At 65.7% G+C, this 17,422-nt stretch carries 14 protein-coding genes and 1 pseudogene; 10 read left to right on the top strand and 5 right to left on the bottom strand.

What is annotated here, in order from left to right:
• Positions 1–3: 3 nt before the first annotated feature.
• The 4 genes from ACVIW0_RS12375 (at position 4) to ACVIW0_RS12390 (ending at position 5,775) form a co-directional block, all read left to right on the top strand.
• Positions 4–1,155: a DegT/DnrJ/EryC1/StrS family aminotransferase gene (locus tag ACVIW0_RS12375; protein WP_461352589.1), complete on the top strand. Its 1,152-nt coding sequence runs from the start codon at positions 4–6 to the stop codon at positions 1,153–1,155.
• Between the two features lie 102 nt (positions 1,156–1,257).
• Positions 1,258–2,787: a murein biosynthesis integral membrane protein MurJ gene (murJ, locus tag ACVIW0_RS12380; protein WP_461352590.1), complete on the top strand. Its 1,530-nt coding sequence runs from the start codon at positions 1,258–1,260 to the stop codon at positions 2,785–2,787.
• 128 nt (positions 2,788–2,915) lie between these two features.
• A complete protein-coding gene (locus ACVIW0_RS12385) occupies positions 2,916–5,225 on the top strand; it encodes a xanthine dehydrogenase family protein molybdopterin-binding subunit (protein ID WP_461352591.1) in 2,310 nt (769 codons plus the stop codon).
• Between the two features lie 103 nt (positions 5,226–5,328).
• On the top strand, positions 5,329–5,775 hold the full coding sequence (locus tag ACVIW0_RS12390) for a c-type cytochrome (protein WP_461352592.1): 447 nt from the start codon (positions 5,329–5,331) through the stop codon (positions 5,773–5,775).
• A gap of 90 nt (positions 5,776–5,865) precedes the next feature.
• Here ACVIW0_RS12390 and ACVIW0_RS12395 read toward each other — a convergent pair whose 3' ends face one another.
• Positions 5,866–6,288: a CHRD domain-containing protein gene (locus ACVIW0_RS12395; protein WP_461352593.1), complete on the bottom strand. Its 423-nt coding sequence runs from the start codon at positions 6,286–6,288 to the stop codon at positions 5,866–5,868.
• Positions 6,289–6,444: 156 nt separating this feature from the next.
• Here ACVIW0_RS12395 and ACVIW0_RS12400 point away from each other — a divergent pair, with 156 nt between their 5' ends.
• On the top strand, positions 6,445–7,374 hold the full coding sequence (locus ACVIW0_RS12400) for a c-type cytochrome (RefSeq protein ID WP_461352594.1): 930 nt from the start codon (positions 6,445–6,447) through the stop codon (positions 7,372–7,374).
• Positions 7,375–7,437: 63 nt separating this feature from the next.
• Here the strand turns inward: ACVIW0_RS12400 and ACVIW0_RS12405 are convergent, their stop codons facing one another.
• Positions 7,438–7,683 (bottom strand): Lrp/AsnC ligand binding domain-containing protein, encoded by a 246-nt coding sequence (locus tag ACVIW0_RS12405; RefSeq protein WP_461352595.1) that lies wholly within the window; start codon positions 7,681–7,683, stop codon positions 7,438–7,440.
• A 203-nt stretch (positions 7,684–7,886) separates the two neighbouring features.
• Between ACVIW0_RS12405 and thiD the strand changes: the two genes are divergently transcribed.
• The 4 genes from thiD to ACVIW0_RS12425 all read left to right on the top strand — a co-directional run bounded on the left by thiD (position 7,887) and on the right by ACVIW0_RS12425 (position 12,040).
• Positions 7,887–8,684 carry a bifunctional hydroxymethylpyrimidine kinase/phosphomethylpyrimidine kinase gene (gene thiD / locus ACVIW0_RS12410; protein ID WP_461352596.1) on the top strand — a complete coding sequence of 266 codons (798 nt, stop codon included), beginning with the start codon at positions 7,887–7,889 and terminating at the stop codon, positions 8,682–8,684.
• A gap of 308 nt (positions 8,685–8,992) precedes the next feature.
• Entirely contained in the window at positions 8,993–9,805 is an 813-nt protein-coding gene (locus ACVIW0_RS12415; protein ID WP_461352597.1) for a UDP-2,3-diacylglucosamine diphosphatase, read from the top strand.
• Positions 9,802–10,893, top strand: coding sequence for a glycosyltransferase family 4 protein (locus tag ACVIW0_RS12420; RefSeq protein WP_461352598.1), 1,092 nt, complete (start codon positions 9,802–9,804; stop codon positions 10,891–10,893). The genes ACVIW0_RS12415 and ACVIW0_RS12420 overlap by 4 nt, the downstream gene beginning before the upstream one ends.
• A gap of 157 nt (positions 10,894–11,050) precedes the next feature.
• A complete protein-coding gene (locus tag ACVIW0_RS12425; protein ID WP_461352599.1) occupies positions 11,051–12,040 on the top strand; it encodes a threonine/serine dehydratase in 990 nt (329 codons plus the stop codon).
• 68 nt (positions 12,041–12,108) lie between these two features.
• Here the strand turns inward: ACVIW0_RS12425 and ACVIW0_RS12430 are convergent.
• Together ACVIW0_RS12430 and ACVIW0_RS12435 are read right to left on the bottom strand one after the other, a co-directional pair.
• A pseudogene (locus ACVIW0_RS12430) lies at positions 12,109–13,652 on the bottom strand (caspase family protein).
• 111 nt (positions 13,653–13,763) lie between these two features.
• The gene (locus ACVIW0_RS12435; RefSeq protein ID WP_461352600.1) at positions 13,764–15,050 is read right to left on the bottom strand and encodes a hypothetical protein; all 1,287 of its coding nucleotides are present in this window, start codon (positions 15,048–15,050) and stop codon (positions 13,764–13,766) included.
• Positions 15,051–15,125: 75 nt separating this feature from the next.
• Here ACVIW0_RS12435 and ACVIW0_RS12440 point away from each other — a divergent pair, with 75 nt between their 5' ends.
• Positions 15,126–16,325: an MFS transporter gene (locus ACVIW0_RS12440; protein ID WP_461352601.1), complete on the top strand. Its 1,200-nt coding sequence runs from the start codon at positions 15,126–15,128 to the stop codon at positions 16,323–16,325.
• On the opposite strand, the gene dgcA is transcribed toward ACVIW0_RS12440, so the two are convergent.
• Positions 16,295–17,296 (bottom strand): N-acetyl-D-Glu racemase DgcA, encoded by a 1,002-nt coding sequence (gene dgcA / locus ACVIW0_RS12445; protein ID WP_461352602.1) that lies wholly within the window; start codon positions 17,294–17,296, stop codon positions 16,295–16,297. The two genes, ACVIW0_RS12440 and dgcA, sit on opposite strands and share 31 nt — an antisense overlap.
• Positions 17,297–17,422: the final 126 nt, after the last annotated feature.

The following is a 17,422-nucleotide window of genomic DNA, read 5'->3' on the forward strand; positions in this document are numbered from 1 at the left end:
TCCATGAACCAGCATATGCAGCTTGAGCCCATTCCCTTCATCGATATCTCCGCGCAGCGCCGGCGGCTCGGCAAGTCGATCGATGACGCGGTTGCGCGCGTGCTCGATCATTGCCAGTTCATCAACGGTCCGGAAGTCACCGCCCTGGAGAATGCGCTGGCCGATTACACCGGCGCCAAGCATGTGGTGAGCTGCGCCAGCGGCACCGACGCGCTGCTGATGGTGTTGATGGCGAAGAATGTCGGGCCGGGCGATGCGGTGCTGTGCCCGACCTTCACCTTCTGTGCGACCGGCGAGGTGGTGACGCTGACCGGCGCGACGCCGGTGTTCGTCGATGTCGACGAAGAGACCTTCAACATCGACGTCGCTTCGCTGAAACGCGGCATCGCGACGGCGCGCACGCGCGGGCTGAAGCCGGTGGCTGTGATCCCGGTCGATCTGTTCGGGCAGAGCGCCGACCACGATGCGATCGCTGCGGTCGCCGAGGCCGAGGGGCTTTTCGTACTTGACGATGCCGCGCAGGGCTTTGGCGCCACCTACAAGAGCCGCAGGCTCGGCACCTTCGGGCTCGCGACCGGAACCAGCTTCTTCCCGGCCAAGCCGCTCGGCTGTTTCGGCGACGGCGGCGCGATCTTCACCGACGACGAGGAACTCGCGCGCACGCTGCGCAGCATCCGCGTCCACGGCCAGGGCTCGGACAAATACGACAATGTGCGGCTTGGCCTCACCGCGCGGCTCGACACCATGCAGGCGGCAATCCTGCTCGAGAAGCTGAAGATCTTCGACGACGAGATCGCCGCACGCAACAAGGTCGCGGAGCGCTATTCGCGCGCGCTCGGCAACCTCGTCGCGGTGCCGCGCGTTGCCCCGGGCTGCACCTCGGTGTGGGCGCAGTACACCATCCGCCTGTCCGAGGGCATCGATCGTGATGCATTCGCGGCCGCGTTGAAGGCGCAGGGCATCCCGACCATGATCTACTATCCGAAGTCGGTGCACCAGCAGACGGCCTACAGCCACTATCCGGTTGCCGACGGCGGCCTGCCGGTCAGCGAGCGGCTGTCGAAGGATGTCATCGCCCTGCCGATGCACCCCTATCTCGACGAGGCGGCACAGGACCGCGTCATCGCGGCTGTGCGCAGCGCGCTACAGGCATGATCCCGAAACGTGGTTTCCGGTTTTCGGGCCGGATCATGCCTGGATCGTTAACGTCCTGAATAGGTCATTTTGACGTAGGGTGATGATGCGCTAGAAGCAGCCATGCTTGGGCGCATCTTCACCGTCGGCGGCTATACCCTGCTATCGCGGGTCACCGGGTTTGCCCGCGACATCATGCTCGCGGCGATCCTCGGTGCCGGGCCGGTCGCCGACGCCTTCTTCGTAGCCCTGCGGCTGCCCAACCATTTCCGTGCGATCTTTGCCGAAGGCGCCTTCAATGCCGCCTTCGTGCCGGCCTATGCCCATGTCCATGGCGAGCGCGGCGAGGCGTCGGCGCGGCTGTTTGCAGACCGCATCTTCACGCTGCTGTTCGCCTCGCAGGTGGTCCTGCTGGTGGTGGCGATGGCATTCATGCCGCAGGCAATGAGCATACTCGCGCCGGGCTTCACCGAGGACGCCGAGCAGCGCAAGCTCGCCATCGAGCTGACGCGGATCACCTTTCCCTATCTGCTGCTGATCACGCTGGTGACGCTGTATGGCGGCATGCTCAACGTGATGCATCGCTTCGCCAGCGCGGCCGCCGCGCCGATCTTCCTCAACCTTGCCATGATGATGACGCTGGCGCTGGCGGCATTCTTCCCCAGCGCCGGCCACGCCGCGGCCTGGGGCGTGCTGATCTCGGGTGTCCTGCAATTTGCCCTGCTCGCCGGCGACCTCGCGCGCCATGGCGGCCTGCCGCGATTCGCGCCGCTCAAGCTCGACGAGGACGTCCGCGCCTTTTTCCGCGCGCTGGGGCCGGCGACGCTCGGCTCGATGGGTACCCAGGTCGCGCTGTTCGCCGATACCATCATCGCGACCTTCCTCCCCGCAGGTGCGCTGTCGGCGCTGTATTATGCGGACCGCCTCAATCAATTGCCGATCGGCGTGATCGGGATCGCGATCGGCACCGTGCTGCTGCCGGAGATGTCGCGGCGCCTGACCGCCGACGACAATACCGGCGCGATGGCTGCGCAGCGCCGCGCCTTCGATTTCACGCTGCTGTTCTCGGTGCCGTTCGTGGCGGCGTTCCTGACGGTTTCCGATCCGATCATGCGCGCGATGTTCGCCCGCGGCGCGTTCTCGAAGGCCGATGCCGCCAGCGCCGGCGCCACGCTCGCGGCCTATGCGGTCGGGCTCATTCCCTTCGTGATGATCCGCAGCGCGGTTGCGGCCTTCTATGCCCGCAAGGACACCGCGACGCCGGTGAAGGCGGCGCTGACCGGGGTTGCGGTCAATGTCGCGCTGAAGATCGCGCTGGTCGGCACCCTGGCGCAGGTCGGGCTGGCGCTCGCGACCGCGGTCGGCGCGTGGGTCAATCTCTTGCTGGTGCTGATGTTTGCCGTCCGCCGCGGCTATCTCGCGCTCGATCGCGCGCTGATCCGCTCGTTCGGCACCTTCGCACTGTGCGGCGTGCTGCTCGCGCTCGCACTGTGGCTGACCTCGCATTTCGCGGTCGTATGGTTCGCCCCGATGCGGTTCTTCCGCGACGAGATGATCCTGCTGCTGCTGATCGTGGTCGGCATCTTCGTCTACGCCTTCCTGATCCTCACGCTGTTCGGCCGCGGCTGGCTGTTCGCTCTGCGGCGCGTATAGTTTTACCTGTCAAATCAAATGCATAGGAGCCGGCCGTGGGATAGCGCCGCGTGCGGCGGAAAGCGGTTTGCGCTTCGCGGGCAACCACGCCAATATGCATGCAAACAACCAAGGCAATTGGAGAGACGATGGCAGCTCCCATCAAATTCGGCGTCGGACAAAGTGTGCGGCGCAAGGAGGACGACGCGCTGATTCGCGGCAAGGGCCGCTATACCGACGACGTCGCACCGTCTCCCGCATTGCACGCGCTGGTGCTGCGCTCGCCGCATGCGCACGCGACCTATACCATCGATGTCGGCAAGGCCCGCGGCATGCCCGGCGTGGCGCTGATCCTGACCGCGGCTGATGTCGCCGAGCTCGGCGGGCTGCCGTGCCTGTTCAATCTCGAAACCGATCCGTTCGTCGCGCCGCCTTATCCGATCCTCGCCAAGGATGAGGTGCGCCATGTCGGCGACGCCATCGCCTTCGTGGTCGCCGACACCGTCGATCATGCTCGCGATGCGATCGAGGCGATCGACGTCAAGTGGACGCCGCTGCCGGCGGTGGCTGGCGTCGCCAACGCGGTGAAGAAGGATGCACCGCAGGTCTGGCCGGACAAGCCCGGCAATGTGCTATTCGACGTCTCGATCGGCGACAAGGGCGCCGCCGAAGCCGCGTTCGCCAAGGCGCATGCGGTGGCCGAGATCACCATCGTCAATCCGCGCGTCATCACCAATTTCATGGAGACGCGTGCGGCGGTCGCCGAATACGACGCCAAGAAGGACCATCTGACGCTGACGATCGGCAGCCAGGGCAGCCACCGCCTGCGCGAGATCCTCTGCGACATGGTCCTGAAGATGCCGAAGGAGAACATGCGGGTGATCTGCCCGGATGTCGGTGGCGGCTTCGGCACCAAGCTGTTTCCCTATCGCGAATATGCGCTGATCTCGGTCGCGGCGCGCAAGCTCAAGAAGAGCGTCAAATGGACCGCCGAGCGCTCCGACCATTTCATGGGCGATGCGCAGGGCCGCGACAACCTCACCACGGCGAAGATGGCGCTCGCCGAGGACGGCAAGTTCCTCGGCATGGATGTCGACCTGATGGGCGATATGGGCGCCTATCTCTCCACCTTTGCGCCCTATATCCCGCATGGCGGCGCCGGCATGCTGCCGGGCCTCTATGACATCCAGGCCTTCCATTGCCGGGTTCGCACCGTGTTCACCAACACGGTGCCGGTCGATGCCTATCGTGGCGCCGGCCGCCCCGAAGCCGCTTATGTGATCGAGCGACTTGTGGATGCATCCGCGCGAAAACTCGGCATGACGCCGGATGCGATCCGGCGGAAGAACTTCATCCCGCCGAAGGCGCTGCCCTACACGACCGCGACCGGCAAGGTCTACGACTCCGGCGATTTTGTCGCGCATATGAAGCGCGCGATGGAGATCGCCAACTGGAAGGAATTTCCAAAGCGCGCCAAGGCCGCCAAGAAGGACGGCCTGGTGCGGGGCATCGGCATGGCGAGCTATGTCGAGGTCTGTGGTACCATGGGCGAGGAGACCGCCAATGTGGCGCTCGATCCCAACGGCGACATCTCGATCCTGATCGGCACGCAGTCGAGCGGGCAGGGCCACCAGACCGCCTATGCCCAGATCGTCGCCGAGCAGTTCGGCGTGCCGCCCGAGCGGGTCCATGTGCTGCAGGGCGACACCGACAAGATCGCAACCGGGCTCGGCACCGGCGGTTCGGCCTCGATCCCGTCCGGCGGCGTCAGCGTGCAGCGGGCGACGCATGAGCTCGGCAACAAGCTGAAGGAGCTTGCGGCGCAGGCGCTGGAAGCCGGCACCGGCGACCTCGAGATATCAGATGGCCGCATCCGCATCGCCGGCACTGACCGCTCGATCAGCTTCGCCGATCTCGCCAAGCGGCCCGGCGGCGATACGTCGAAGATGAATGCGAGCGCGACCTTCGCCAGCGCCGACGGCACCTATCCGAACGGCACGCATCTCGCCGAAGTCGAGATAGATCCCGCCACCGGCATCATCAAGATCGTCAGCTACGTCATCGTCGACGATTTCGGCGTCACGCTCAATCCGCTGATGCTCGCGGGCCAGGTTCATGGCGGCGCGATGCAGGGCATCGGGCAGGCGCTAATGGAGCAGGCGGTGTACAGCCCGACCGACGGCCAGCTCGTCACCGGCACCTTTATGGATTATGCGATGCCGCGCGCTTCCGACGGGCCGTCCTTCGTCTTCGAGACCCACAACGTGCCGTGCACCACCAACCCGCTCGGCGTGAAGGGTGCGGGCGAGGCCGGCGCGATCGGCTCGTGCCCGGCGGTCGTCAACGCGATCATCGAGGGCCTGCATCGCGAATACGGCATCGACCACATCGACATGCCGGCCACCCCGGAGCGGGTCTGGATCGCGATCCGCGAGGCGCAGCGCCGCCATAATCTCTGATAAATTGTCGCAGGTGGAATGAAGATTCCGCCTGCGGTGTTTTGCAAACCAGGCCGGCCGCAGATCGCGGACCGGGACAGAGCGGAATTGAGGGGTTTTGCCGATGAAGCGGATTGTCGTCATTGTCGCGATGCTGGCGTTCGGTGCCGGTGCAGTCGTTGCACAGCAGGATCAAGCCAAGAAGACCCAGGCCATGATGAAGGACAATGGCAAGAATGCGGGTGCGCTGTCAGCGATCATCAAGGGCGAAAAGCCTTACGACCAGGCGACCGTCAATGCCGCGCTGGCCCAGTTCGAGGATACCGCCAAGCAGCTTCCGACGCTGTTCCCCGAGAGCATGAAAGGCGTCAAGCTGGAAGGCGATTACGCCCCCTCGCCGAAAATCTGGGAGGACAAGGCGGGCTTCGCGCAGCAGTCCGCGAGCTTCGCCAAGGTCGTCACCGATGCCAAGGGCAAGATCAAGGACGTCGATACGCTGAAGGCCGAGCTGGGCGTGATCGGCAAGCAGTGCGGCGGCTGCCACGAGACCTATCGCGTCAAGAAGGGCTGATCGCCATTCATCAACGAAAAGGGCGGACGCTTTAGGGCGTCCGCCCTTTCTTGTGTCGGCCGTTTCTTGTTGGCGTTGCGTCGCGAACGATTACTTCGTCACCTGGCCGCGGATCTCGCCGCCCGGGTTGGCCGCCGTGTGGACGTTGACATAGTACTTGCCTGCGAGCAGATCGGCGGCCTGCGCGTCGGTCAGCGTGGCGCTGCCTTCGACCGGGCTCGACGTCGCGTTCGGAATCGCGACCGCGACGCCGGCATTCTTGCCGGCCTCGGCGGGGCCGTGGAAATGCGCGGCAGTGGCCGGGCCCGACAGGCCGGAATAGGTCAGCTTCCAGCTGAGTTTCTTGCTGGCGGCGTCGTAGTCGATATCGGCGGTGCCGGTGCCGGCGCTGCTGGTGGCAGGCACTTCGGACTTGCCGTCCAGTTTGGCGGTCAGCTTCTCGGCAAAGGCCGGGCCGGCAAGCGCAATAGCAGCACCGAGTGTCAGCGTGGCAAGCAAGGTCTTGTTTGGCATGGTTCTCTCCCCTTTGACATCACAGTTTCTTCAACAGCGGCTCTGCCGATTTATTCCCAAAACGATCGTGGGCAGCGGCAAATTTGATGAGTGCTTGTACGACGGGTTGTCACCATACTCGTTGATACGCTGACGCGACCAATGATGGATCAATGAATGTTGCGACGAGTTCTGCTCCTGGCCGGCCTGGCCGGCATCATCGGCCTCGGTGTGTTCTGGTGGCTGACGATCCCCGCGACCGTTGCTGCGAGCGCACTGCCGGCCTACCAGCCCAACCTGGCCAACGGCCTCACAACGTTCAATGCGGGAGGATGTTCCTCCTGCCACGCCGTGCCGAAGCAGGACGACCGCACCAAGCTCGGTGGCGGGCTCGCGATCCCGTCGCCGTTCGGCACCTTCTACGCGCCGAACATCTCGCCGGATCCGAACGACGGCATCGGCCGCTGGAGCGAGGCCGATTTCGTCACCGCGGTCATGAAGGGGACCTCGCCGTCGGGGACGCACTATTTCCCCGCGTTTCCTTACACGTCGTATCAGCACGCCAGGGTCAATGACGTGCGCGATCTGTTCGCCTATTTGAAGACCCTGCCGCCGGTTGCCGGCAAGGTGCGCGAGCATGATTTGCCGTTCCCCTTCAACATCAGGCGCAATGTCGGGGTCTGGAAATTCCTGTTCATGGACGACAAGCCGTTCATCGCGGACGCAAGCCGCTCGGCGCAGTGGTATCGCGGCGCCTATCTGGTCAACAGCTTCGGCCATTGCGCCGAATGTCACAGCCCGCGGAATTTTCTCGGCGGCATCATCACCGCGCAGCGCTTCGCCGGCGGCCCGAATCCGGAAGGCGAAGGCTGGGTGCCCAACATCACGCCGAGGGGGATCGCGGACTGGAGCGCAAAGGATGTCGCCTATTTCCTTGAGAGCGGGCAGACGCCGGACGGCGACAGCGCCGGCGGATCGATGGTGCGCGTGATCCGCAACACCTCGCAGCTCTCATCAAGCGATCGCGACGCGATCGCCGAGTACATCAAGTCGCTGCCGCCGGTCGAGGGGCCGCCGAAGCCGACGAAGCCCGAGAAGAAGTCCTAGCCGCGGGTTCTTGTTTGAGCGTGGTCTCCTCGGAAAACGCTTCGCACTTTTCCGGATCATGCTCTACTTCGCGCCGAACGCCTTGAAGGTGATGATGGTGAGGGTGTCCTGGATGCCCGGGATCACCTGAACCTTCTCGTTGATGAAATGGCCGATGTCGGTGTCGTTGTCGACATAGAACTTGACCAGGAGGTCGTAATTGCCCGCGGTGGAATAGATCTCGGACGCAATCTCGGCTTCCGCCAGCGCGTTGGCGACGGTGTAGGACTGGCCGAGCTTGCATTTGATCTGGACGAAGAAGGGAACCATCAAAGTCGTCTCCGGAGATTTGGCCGACTATAGGCCAAAAACCGGCCGCCAAGGCAAGGGGACAAGAACGGGCAAGGCAACGGCAACTCAAGGCCAACGCGCGGTAAACTCAGGCGAACTTGCTGCCGGCGGGCGGCCGGGCTAGGACTGGCTATGGTCTCAATCGTCACGATCTTATTCGTCTCGACCGCCGGTGGCGCAAGATGACGCCGATCGCGCTCACCATTGCCGGCTCGGATTCCTCCGGCGGGGCGGGCATCCAGGCCGACCTCAAGAGCTTCGCGGCGCTCGGGGTCTATGGCGCCTCCGCGATCACGGCGCTGACCGCGCAGAACACCACCGGGGTCAGTGGCATCCATCCGGTGCCGGCTGCGTTCGTCACCGCCCAACTCGATGCCGTGTTCTCCGACCTCGATGTCGGCGCGGTCAAGATCGGCATGGTGGCGCAAGCCGAGACCGTCGCTGCGATTGCCGATGCGCTGACGCGCTGGGCGCCGCGCCACATCGTGCTCGATCCGGTGATGGTCGCGACATCAGGCGACCGGCTGCTGGCTGCCGAGGCGGTCGATGCGCTGAAGACCATGCTGTTTCCGCTGGCCTCGCTGATCACGCCGAACCTGCCTGAAGCGGCGGCGCTGTTGCGCGAGCCGGTTGCCTCAAGTGAGGCGGACGTCGAGCGGCAGGGCAAGCGGCTGCTGGCGATGGGATGCCGCGCGGTGCTGGTCAAAGGTGGCCACGGACACGGCGCTGATAGCATCGACTACCTGATCGACGCCGAGCGCAGCATCATGCTGTCGGCGCCGCGCATCGCGACGGCAAACACGCATGGCACCGGTTGCTCGCTGTCGTCGGCTATCGCGGCAGGACTCGCGAAGGGCGAGGCGATGGAGACTGCCGTGCGCAATGCCAAGGCCTGGATCACGGACGCGATCGCCGCCGCGGATCGTTTTGCCGTCGGCCACGGCCATGGGCCGGTGCATCATTTTCACAAGTATTACTGAAGCGCTCGTAGCCGCGTAGCCCGGATGGAGCGTAGCGTAATCCGGGGCCAATTCATCCGCGGACGCAAGGCCCCGGATTGCGCTGCGCTCCATCCGGGCTACGCACGTTGTACGTTTGCTCCGCCGCGATATGCAGGCAACACAACACTCGTTCCACACAGCTGCGGCCGCCGATGTCGCCAGATTGTCGCACGCCGCTGTTATCCGCATTGGAGGGGCGTACTGCTGATTCTCGCTAACTGTTTGTGGGGCCATGGGTCGCGGGAATCGTCATCGCCTTGTCACAGGAATCTGTTAGGTGCACAGGCATGGGAAGCGACTCCTTGAGTGAAGAAAGTCCCGAGCGGCGCTTTCGCACTTTGTTTATCTCCGATGTCCATCTCGGAGCCCGCGGGTCGCAAGCCGACCGTCTGCTGGACTTCCTCCGCTCTCACGACGCCGACACGATCTACCTCGTTGGTGATATCGTCGACGGCTGGGCGCTGAAGTCGAACTGGTACTGGCCGCAGACCCACAACGATTTCGTGCAAAAGATGCTGCGTAAGGCGCGCAAGGGCGCCAAGGTGATCTACGTCCCGGGGAACCACGACGAGTTCCTGCGCAAATATTACGGCACGCATTTCGGCGGCATCGATGTGGTGGAGAACACCGTTCACACCGGCGCCGACGGCAAGCGCTACCTGGTGATCCACGGCGACATCTTCGACCTCGTGGTGCAGAACGCGCGTTGGCTCGCCCATCTCGGCGACAAGGCCTATGACTTCGCGATTCAGATGAACCGCTTCGTCAACTTCTTCCGCAAGATGCTCGGCGTGCCCTATTGGTCGCTGTCGCAATGGGCCAAGCTGAAGGTGAAGAAGGCGGTGAACTATATCGGCGCGTTCGAGGCGACGCTGGCCGGCGAGGCGCGGCGTCACGGCTGCGACGGCGTGATCTGCGGCCACATCCACTACGCGACGATTCATGACGAGCACGGCATCCACTACATGAATTGCGGCGACTGGGTGGAGAGCTGCACCGCGCTCGCCGAGCACGAGGACGGCCATTTCGAGATCATCACCTGGACCGATCCGGTGCGCCGGATCGCGCCCGTTCCGCGAGTGACGGCACGCGCTGCATGACGCATATCCTGGTCGCGACCGATGCGTGGCATCCCCAGGTCAACGGGGTTGTCCGCACGCTGACCATGATGGCGCAGGCGGCGAAATCGCTCGGCGTCGAGGTGAGCTTCCTGACGCCGGACGAGTTCCGCACCTTTGCGATGCCGAGCTATCGCGATCTGCGGCTGGCGCTGCCGTACCAGGCCAAGGTCGCGAGCCTGATCGAGGCGGCCAAGCCCGACAGCATTCATATCGCGACCGAGGGCCCGATCGGGCTGTCGGTGCGCCGCTATTGCCGCAAGCACGGCCTGCCGTTCACGACGAGCTTCCACACCCGTTTCCCCGAATATGTCTCGGCACGGACGCCGGTCCCGGAGGCTTGGGTGTGGCGCGCGCTGCGCTGGTTCCACGGGCCGAGCCGGGCGGTGATGGCGGCGACCCCGGCGCTGGCGGCCGAGCTGCGCCAGCGCGGCTTCCGCAACGTGGTGCTGTGGTCGCGCGGCGTCGATACCGGACTGTTCCATCCGCGCGATGTCGATCTCTGCCTGCCGCAGCCGGTCTATCTCAGCGTCGGCCGGGTGGCGGTTGAGAAGAACCTCGAGGCATTCCTCGATCTCGATTTGCCCGGCACCAAGGTCGTGGTCGGCGACGGCCCGGCGCGCGCGGCGCTGGAGCGGAAATATCCGGAAGCCGTGTTCCTCGGCGCGCGCCATGGGGAAGAATTGGCTGAGATCTATGCTGCGGCCGATGTGTTCGTTTTCCCGAGCCGCACCGACACGTTCGGTCTGGTGCTGCTCGAGGCACTGGCGAGCGGCCTGCCGGTTGCCGCTTTTCCGGTCACCGGTCCCCGCGACGTGATCGGCGCGGCGCCGGTCGGCGTGCTCGACGAGGATCTGCACCATGCCTGCCTCGAGGCACTCAGCATTCCGCGCCAGGCCTGCGTCGATTTTGCCGCGCTCCACACCTGGCAGGCATCCGCCCGGGTGTTCATCGATCGCTGCTTGAATGTCCGCCCCGCGCCGCCGGACGGCGAGGGGGAGGCGTTGGAATTCGGCGCCGAAGAGCACCATTTCGCGGCCTTGCCGGCCCCTCATCCGACCCCACGCTAGAGCGCGATGAAACTGGGCTAAATTGTCATCGCGCTCTAGCTCCTTGTTTGAGCATGATCTTTCCGGAAAACCGCTTCGCACTTTTCCGGATCATGCTCGAGACAAGTCACGCTAAAGCGTCTTGCCGGGCTGCCTGCCGTCGCGATACAAATTGGCGATGACGGACACCACTTTAAATCCACCCGTCGCTGCCGCGGACATCGATGCCGCCGCAAGGGTGGTCGCGCCGTTCGCGGTGCGCACGCCGCTCCTGACCTTCCCCGTTCTCAACGAACGCGTCGGCAGCCAGGTCTTCCTTAAGCCCGAGATGTTGCAGCGGACCGGATCGTTCAAGTTCCGTGGCGCCTTCAACAAGCTCGCCTCGATCCCGCAGGACAAGCGGAGCGGCGGCGTCGTCGCGTTCTCCTCAGGCAACCATGCCCAGGGCGTCGCTGCGGCGGCGAAGATCCTCAACATGCAGGCGACCATCGTGATGCCGGCGGACTCGCCGCTCACCAAACGCGAACGGACCAAGTCCTACGGCGCCGAGGTCGTGCTGTACGATCGCGACCGCGACGACCGTGCGGCGATCGCGAGCGGCATCGCCAGCAAGCGCGGCGCGACGTTGGTGCCGCCCTATGACGATCCCCTGGTGATCGCGGGGCAGGGCACCGCCGGCCGCGAGATCGCCGAGGATATGGCAGCGCTCGGGCTCGTGCCTGACATCGTCGTGGCGCCGGCTTCCGGCGGCGGCCTGATCGCCGGTGTCGCCACCGCGGTGAAGGTGAAGTATCCGCAGGCCCAGGTGATCGTCGCCGAGCCCGCGGGCTATGACGATCATGCCTTGTCGCTCAAGGTTGGCCATCGCGAAGCGCATGCGGTCGCGCCGCGCACCATCTGCGATGCGCTGATGGCGATGATGCCGGGTGAGCTCACCTTCGCCATCAACAGCAAGCTGCTGGCAAACGGCGTCAGCGCCTCCGACGATGAAGTCGGTGCTGCCGTCGCGTTTGCCTATCGCGAGCTGAAGCTCGTGGTCGAGCCTGGCGGCGCGATCGGTCTCGCCGCGCTGCTGGCGGGACGGATCGATGCCAAAGGCAAGAACGTCGTCATCGTGCTCTCGGGCGGCAATGTCGACGCCGATTTGTTCGCGAAGCTCGTCGCCTGAGACCAGCATTTTAAAAAAGAAGCGGGGCAGGGCGATGATCGCTCTGCCCCGTTTCGTTGAGCGACGGATCAGTGTCTGAAGCCGCCACCGTGGCCGCCGCCCATTGCGCTGAAGTGCGAACCCGATGAGCCGGAATGGAAGGCCGTATGGCTGCCGCCCGATCTCATCCAGTTGACTGGCATGCTCTGCCGCTCGGTGCGGAGATGGCCGTTGCCTTTCAGGATCGGGTTTGACGAGTTGTTCGCCGCTGGAAGGTTCGCGACCTTGCTCTTGCCGATCGAGCCCGGCATGCCGACCGGCTTCGCGCCGGGCGCGGGCATGGTCACGATCTTGCCGATCGCGCCTTGCGCGCCCGCATCGATCGGCCGGAACGCCTGACGATTTGATAGCCGCGTGAACTGCATCAGCGGCATCGCTTTCGGCTGCATCTGTAGCTTCAGGGCCTGCTGCGCATAAGCGCTGCCGGCGAAATTGTCGTGAAAGGTCTTGTAGGCGAACGGCGTGTTGGCGAGCACCGCCTTGTGCCAAGCCGCGACCTGCAGCCAGTTGGTCAGCAGGAAGCGAATGCGGTCGCACAGCGGATCGCGCGGATAGAGCCGGATGAATTCCTCATAATAGTCCGGCCGGCCTTCCGACAGCACGAAGTCATAGGCCTGGCGCACCGAGCGGTTCGGCAGGTTCGACGCCATCTGCACGACCGGGCCATTCGCCGGCGCACGGGCCGCCGCCGTCGCGGTGTCACCGAAGAAAGTGAAATCGGAGGTCAGCGACGAACTCTCCCACGGCGTCTGCCGGCCGTCGGTCGTCGAGTTGACTTCGAGGCGAACGCGCTTGAACAGCTGCTCGATCGGCAGATTGGGCTCGCGCGCCAGGCGCAGGAACGCGTTGGTGTAGGGGCTGTGGCCGTTGCTGCCGGCCTGGGCTTCCATGCCGGGCGCGGTCGAATAGCCGACGATCGAGCCGCTCGGCGCGTCGACGACGGCAAGGCCGCGGCCGGCATCGTTGACGTCAGGGAAGGGATTGTTGCGGCAGGCGTCGAGCACGACGATGCGCATCCGGCTCGGGATATTCTCGAGCGTGCCCATCACGTCGACGAGGCGCACCGCGTTGCCGTCGAGGTCGGACGGCGTCGCGATCCTGGCGTCGACCGGAATCAGATAGTTCTCGCCGCCAAGCTGCACGCCATGGCCGGCGTAATAGATCATCGCGACCGTGTTGGGACCGCGCGTGGCAACCTTGTCGGAAAAGTCCTGCAACACCTTGACCATGTCGCGCTGCCTGAGGTCGGTTGCGGAGATCACCTCGAAGCCGGCCGCGTTCAACAGCTCGGCCATCGACGCGCGTCGTTGCCGGGATTGGCGAGCTTGGGTGCGTTCTGATAGTTGGCGTTGCCGATCACCAGCGCGACGCGCTGCTCGGCGCCGCGCAACACAGCGGGCGTCGCCGCAGCTGGCATCGCCGATGGCCCGGCTTGATCGATAGAGTGGGCCGGCGCCTGCGTTGCATTGCCGACGGTGATGTTGCCGGTCTCGGCAAATCCTGGGCGGGGCGCAGCAAGGCTGAACAGGCCGAGCAATGCGGCCGATATCATCATGGATGTCAGGCGGACCATGGCGCGCTCCCAGGCTGATCCCGGTGCGGGACCGGTCGTGGGAGGCTAGGCGTAGATGCGGCTGTGGTACGTGGGCTGGGTCACGCTGCGGAAGTGCGCAGTTCGTTCGCCCTACGAAAAGAACGCGATCTTCTCGGCCTGACTCATGCGGCGGATCGGCGCGAGCGGGTCGTTGGCTGCGACGCTCGGCCTCTTCAAAAGGCCGCTGGCGATGATGGTCGAGCCGAGCGAGACTTCCGCTGCCGGCGCGGCGGCAGCCTCGATGGCGGGCGGAAGAGGCGGCGGCACGGGGGCCGGCGCTTCGACAACCGCTGCGACCGCGACCGGTGCGGGCTCGGCCTTGATCTCAACCTTGATCTCAACCTTGGGCTCGGGCGCCGGTGCAGGCTCCGGCTGAATGGCGGGTGCCACCATTTCGGGCTCGGCCGCCATCGCCTCCGCGATGCGCATCTCCTCGGCGGCGCGCATCTCCTCTGCGATCGCGTCTTCATCGATCGGATCCGGCGCGCCCATCTCCATCGCGATCAGGTCGAGCACCGCTTCGTCCTGGGCGTCGGCGGCGGCCTCGTCGGTGACGCGGGCAAGCTCTGCGGCTTCGGCCTCGGCCAGTGCGGCTTCGGCCTTGATCCAGGCTTCGCTCGGCTGCGGCGCGGCGGCTGGGGCCGGCTCGGCGGGCGGCGTTGCAACGGCCTCTTGGGGCGCCGCTGACGGCGTCGCCGACATCGCAGCACCAGGGGCCGCGCTCTCGGCGGCAACGCTTTCGGCGACGGGCGGCGGCGTGGGAGCAGCCGCGGGCGGCTCCGTAACCGGTGCCTCGGCCACAACGGGCTCGGCCGCGGGCGTCGCCTTGTCCGGATCGAACTCGCTGAGGCGTCGGGCCAGCGCCGCGAAGGCGGTCTCCAGCACGGCCTTGGCGTCGCTCATCGAGACCTCGGCGGCGCCGGCCTCGATCGCGCTGGCCTGCGAATCGATGATGTCGCAGATCCGGCCGTCATTGCCGATCTCGCGCAGCCGCCAGGAGATTTCGCGAATCACCCGTACGCCTTTGCGCACCGGCGCGAGGTTTTGTTCGAAGCTGATGCCGTCGAGCGCTGACATGGCGGAGGCCTGGGCGGCCTCGATTGCGCCACGCAGGGCGGCCAGCGTTTGGGCCAGCTGCTCGTCCCTGATCGCCGCTGCAGCGGCCTGCCGCTGCGCGCTGAGGCTTTCCTCGATTCGCGCCACCGCATCGAGCACCATGCGCGTGTCGGCATTGCGGTTGCGCTTGGCGTATTCGCCGAGGAACCAGCGGCCCCGCGAGGTCTCCATGAAGGCTGCGCTGATTGCAGCGTAGTCCTCCTCGCTCGGCAGGGCCGCGCGGGCGGATATCGGCGACAGGGCGAATGCTTCTTCGGCCATCACAATCTCTCCGCGCAAATCACCGCGCGTTGGGTTAACGATCACCACGATATCGCGCGAATCGCAATTGAATTGATGTCTTCCGAATCACAAATCCCCATTGCAGCAAAGGTTGCCTCGCGGCGATTCGCGCGCAGCCTCGCGGCATTCTATGCCACGCTGTTCGGGATGACCGGGGTTCACCTGCCGTTTTTCACGGTGTGGCTGAAGGCGATCGGCATCGACGCCACCTGGATCGGCATCATCACGGCTGTGCCGCCGGTGACGCGCTTCACCGTGCTGCCGCTGGTCACCGCCACGGCGGAGCGGCGCCAGATGCTGCGCGGCGCGATCATCGCCACCGGATTTGCCACGGCGTTCGGCTTTGCCGTGATCGGCACCCAGCACCAGCCGTTCGTGCTGCTCGCGATCTACGCGCTGACCTGCTGCGTCTGGACGCCGATGGTGCCGCTGACCGACGCCTATGCGCTGCGCGGCGTTAGGCAGTTCGGCCTCAGCTACGGACCGCTGCGGCTGTGGGGCTCGGCGGCCTTCGCGGTCTGCGCGCTGATCAGCGGGTTCCTGCTGCGCTATGTCGCCGAGGTCGATCTGATCTGGATCATCACGGCCGTGACCCTGCTCGGCGCGCTGGTTGGGTTGACGCTGCGGCCGCTGGGGCGTCCGGTGGCCAGCCACGCGCCGGCCGCTGGCGCGCCAAAACTGCTGCGCAATCCGACCTTCCTCGCGATCATCGTGTCCTCGGCGCTGATCCAGGGCAGCCACGGCGCCTATTACATCTTCGCGTCGATCGCCTGGCAGCAGGCCGGTTTCAGCGGCCTGACCATCGCGGCGCTCTGGGTGCTCGGCGTGCTCGCCGAGATCGTGCTGTTTGCGGCCTCGCCGCGCTTCACGCTGCCGTCGGCGGTGCTGGTGATGATCGCGGCCGCCAGCGCCGTGGCGCGCTGGGCGATCACCGCGCAGGAGCCGCCGCTTGCGGTGCTTGCCGTGGTCCAGCTCGGACACGGCCTAAGCTTCGGACTGACCCAGGTCGGCATCATGGGCCTGATGGTGCAGCACGTGCCGGTGCACGTGATGGCGCGCGCGCAGGGTTATCTCACCGCTTGCGCCGGCATCGTCGCGAGCACGACGGCGATCGTCAGCGGGTTGGTCTATGCGCGCATCGGGCTCGGCGTCTACGATATGATGGCTGCGATGGCGGCCGCGGGCGGGCTCGTGATGTGGTTGGCGCGCGGGAAACTATCCCATCATCCCCAGAGCGCGGCGTCCGGCGGATAGACCAGGCTGCCCTCGTAGCGCAGGCCGTTGTCGCGGTCGCTGGCCAGCAGCAGCGGGCCGTCGAGATCGACGAAGCGCGCGGCTTGTGCGATCAGCATCGCCGGCGCCATCGCAAGCGAGGTCGCGACCATGCAGCCGATCATGATCTCAAAGCCGAGTGCGCGGGCGGCGTCCGCCATCGCGAGCGCTTCGGTCAGCCCGCCGGTCTTGTCGAGCTTGATGTTGACCGCATCGTAGCGACCGCGCAGGCCCGCAAGAGACGCGCGGTCATGCACGCTCTCGTCGGCGCACACCGCAACCGGGCGCTTGATCCGCGCCAATGCCTCATCCTTGCCCGCCGGCAGCGGCTGCTCGATCAGCGTGACGCCGGCATCGGCGCAGGCTGCGAGATTGGCGGCGAGGTTGTCGTCAGTCCAGGCTTCGTTGGCGTCGACGATCAACTCAGATGTCGGCGCAGCCTTGCGCACGGCGGCGATCCGCGCGCCGTCGCCATCGCCGCCAAGCTTGATCTTGAGCAGGGCGCGATGCGCGGCCTTGGCGGTGGCTTCCGCCATCGCCTCGGGTGTGCTGAGCGAGATCGTATAGGCAGTGGTACGTGGTTCCGGCGCCGGCCGCCCCAGTAGGTTCCAGATCCGCTGACCGGCGCGTTTGGCCTCGAGGTCCGCCAGCGCGCAGTCCAGCGCGTTGCGGGCGGCGCCAGCGGGCATGCGGGCCTGCAAGGCGATCCGGTCCATGCCGCCGGCAAGCGGCTCACGCATCGCCTGGATCGCCTGCAAGGTCGCCTCGGGCGCTTCGCCGTAGCGCGGGTAGGGTACGCATTCGCCGCGGCCGATGAGGCCACCTTGGCTCAGCTCGGCCACCACGACCACTGCTTCGGTCTTGGCGCCGCGGCTGATTGTGAAGGTCCCCGCGATCGGCCAGCGCTCGATCCGCGCGCTTAGGGAAATCGCTCCGGGTGGGGTGGAAGTCATTTTAAAGTCTACTATTTCCTGAACCGTAGCTTGCGAGCCGCATCCAACTATGGCTGGTTAGTGGCAGATTCGACAAGCCGATCCGGCAAGCCGCCGGAGATCTGCGTGAGCGGCGGCCAACCGGCT

The organism is Bradyrhizobium sp. USDA 4454, from assembly GCF_054822705.1.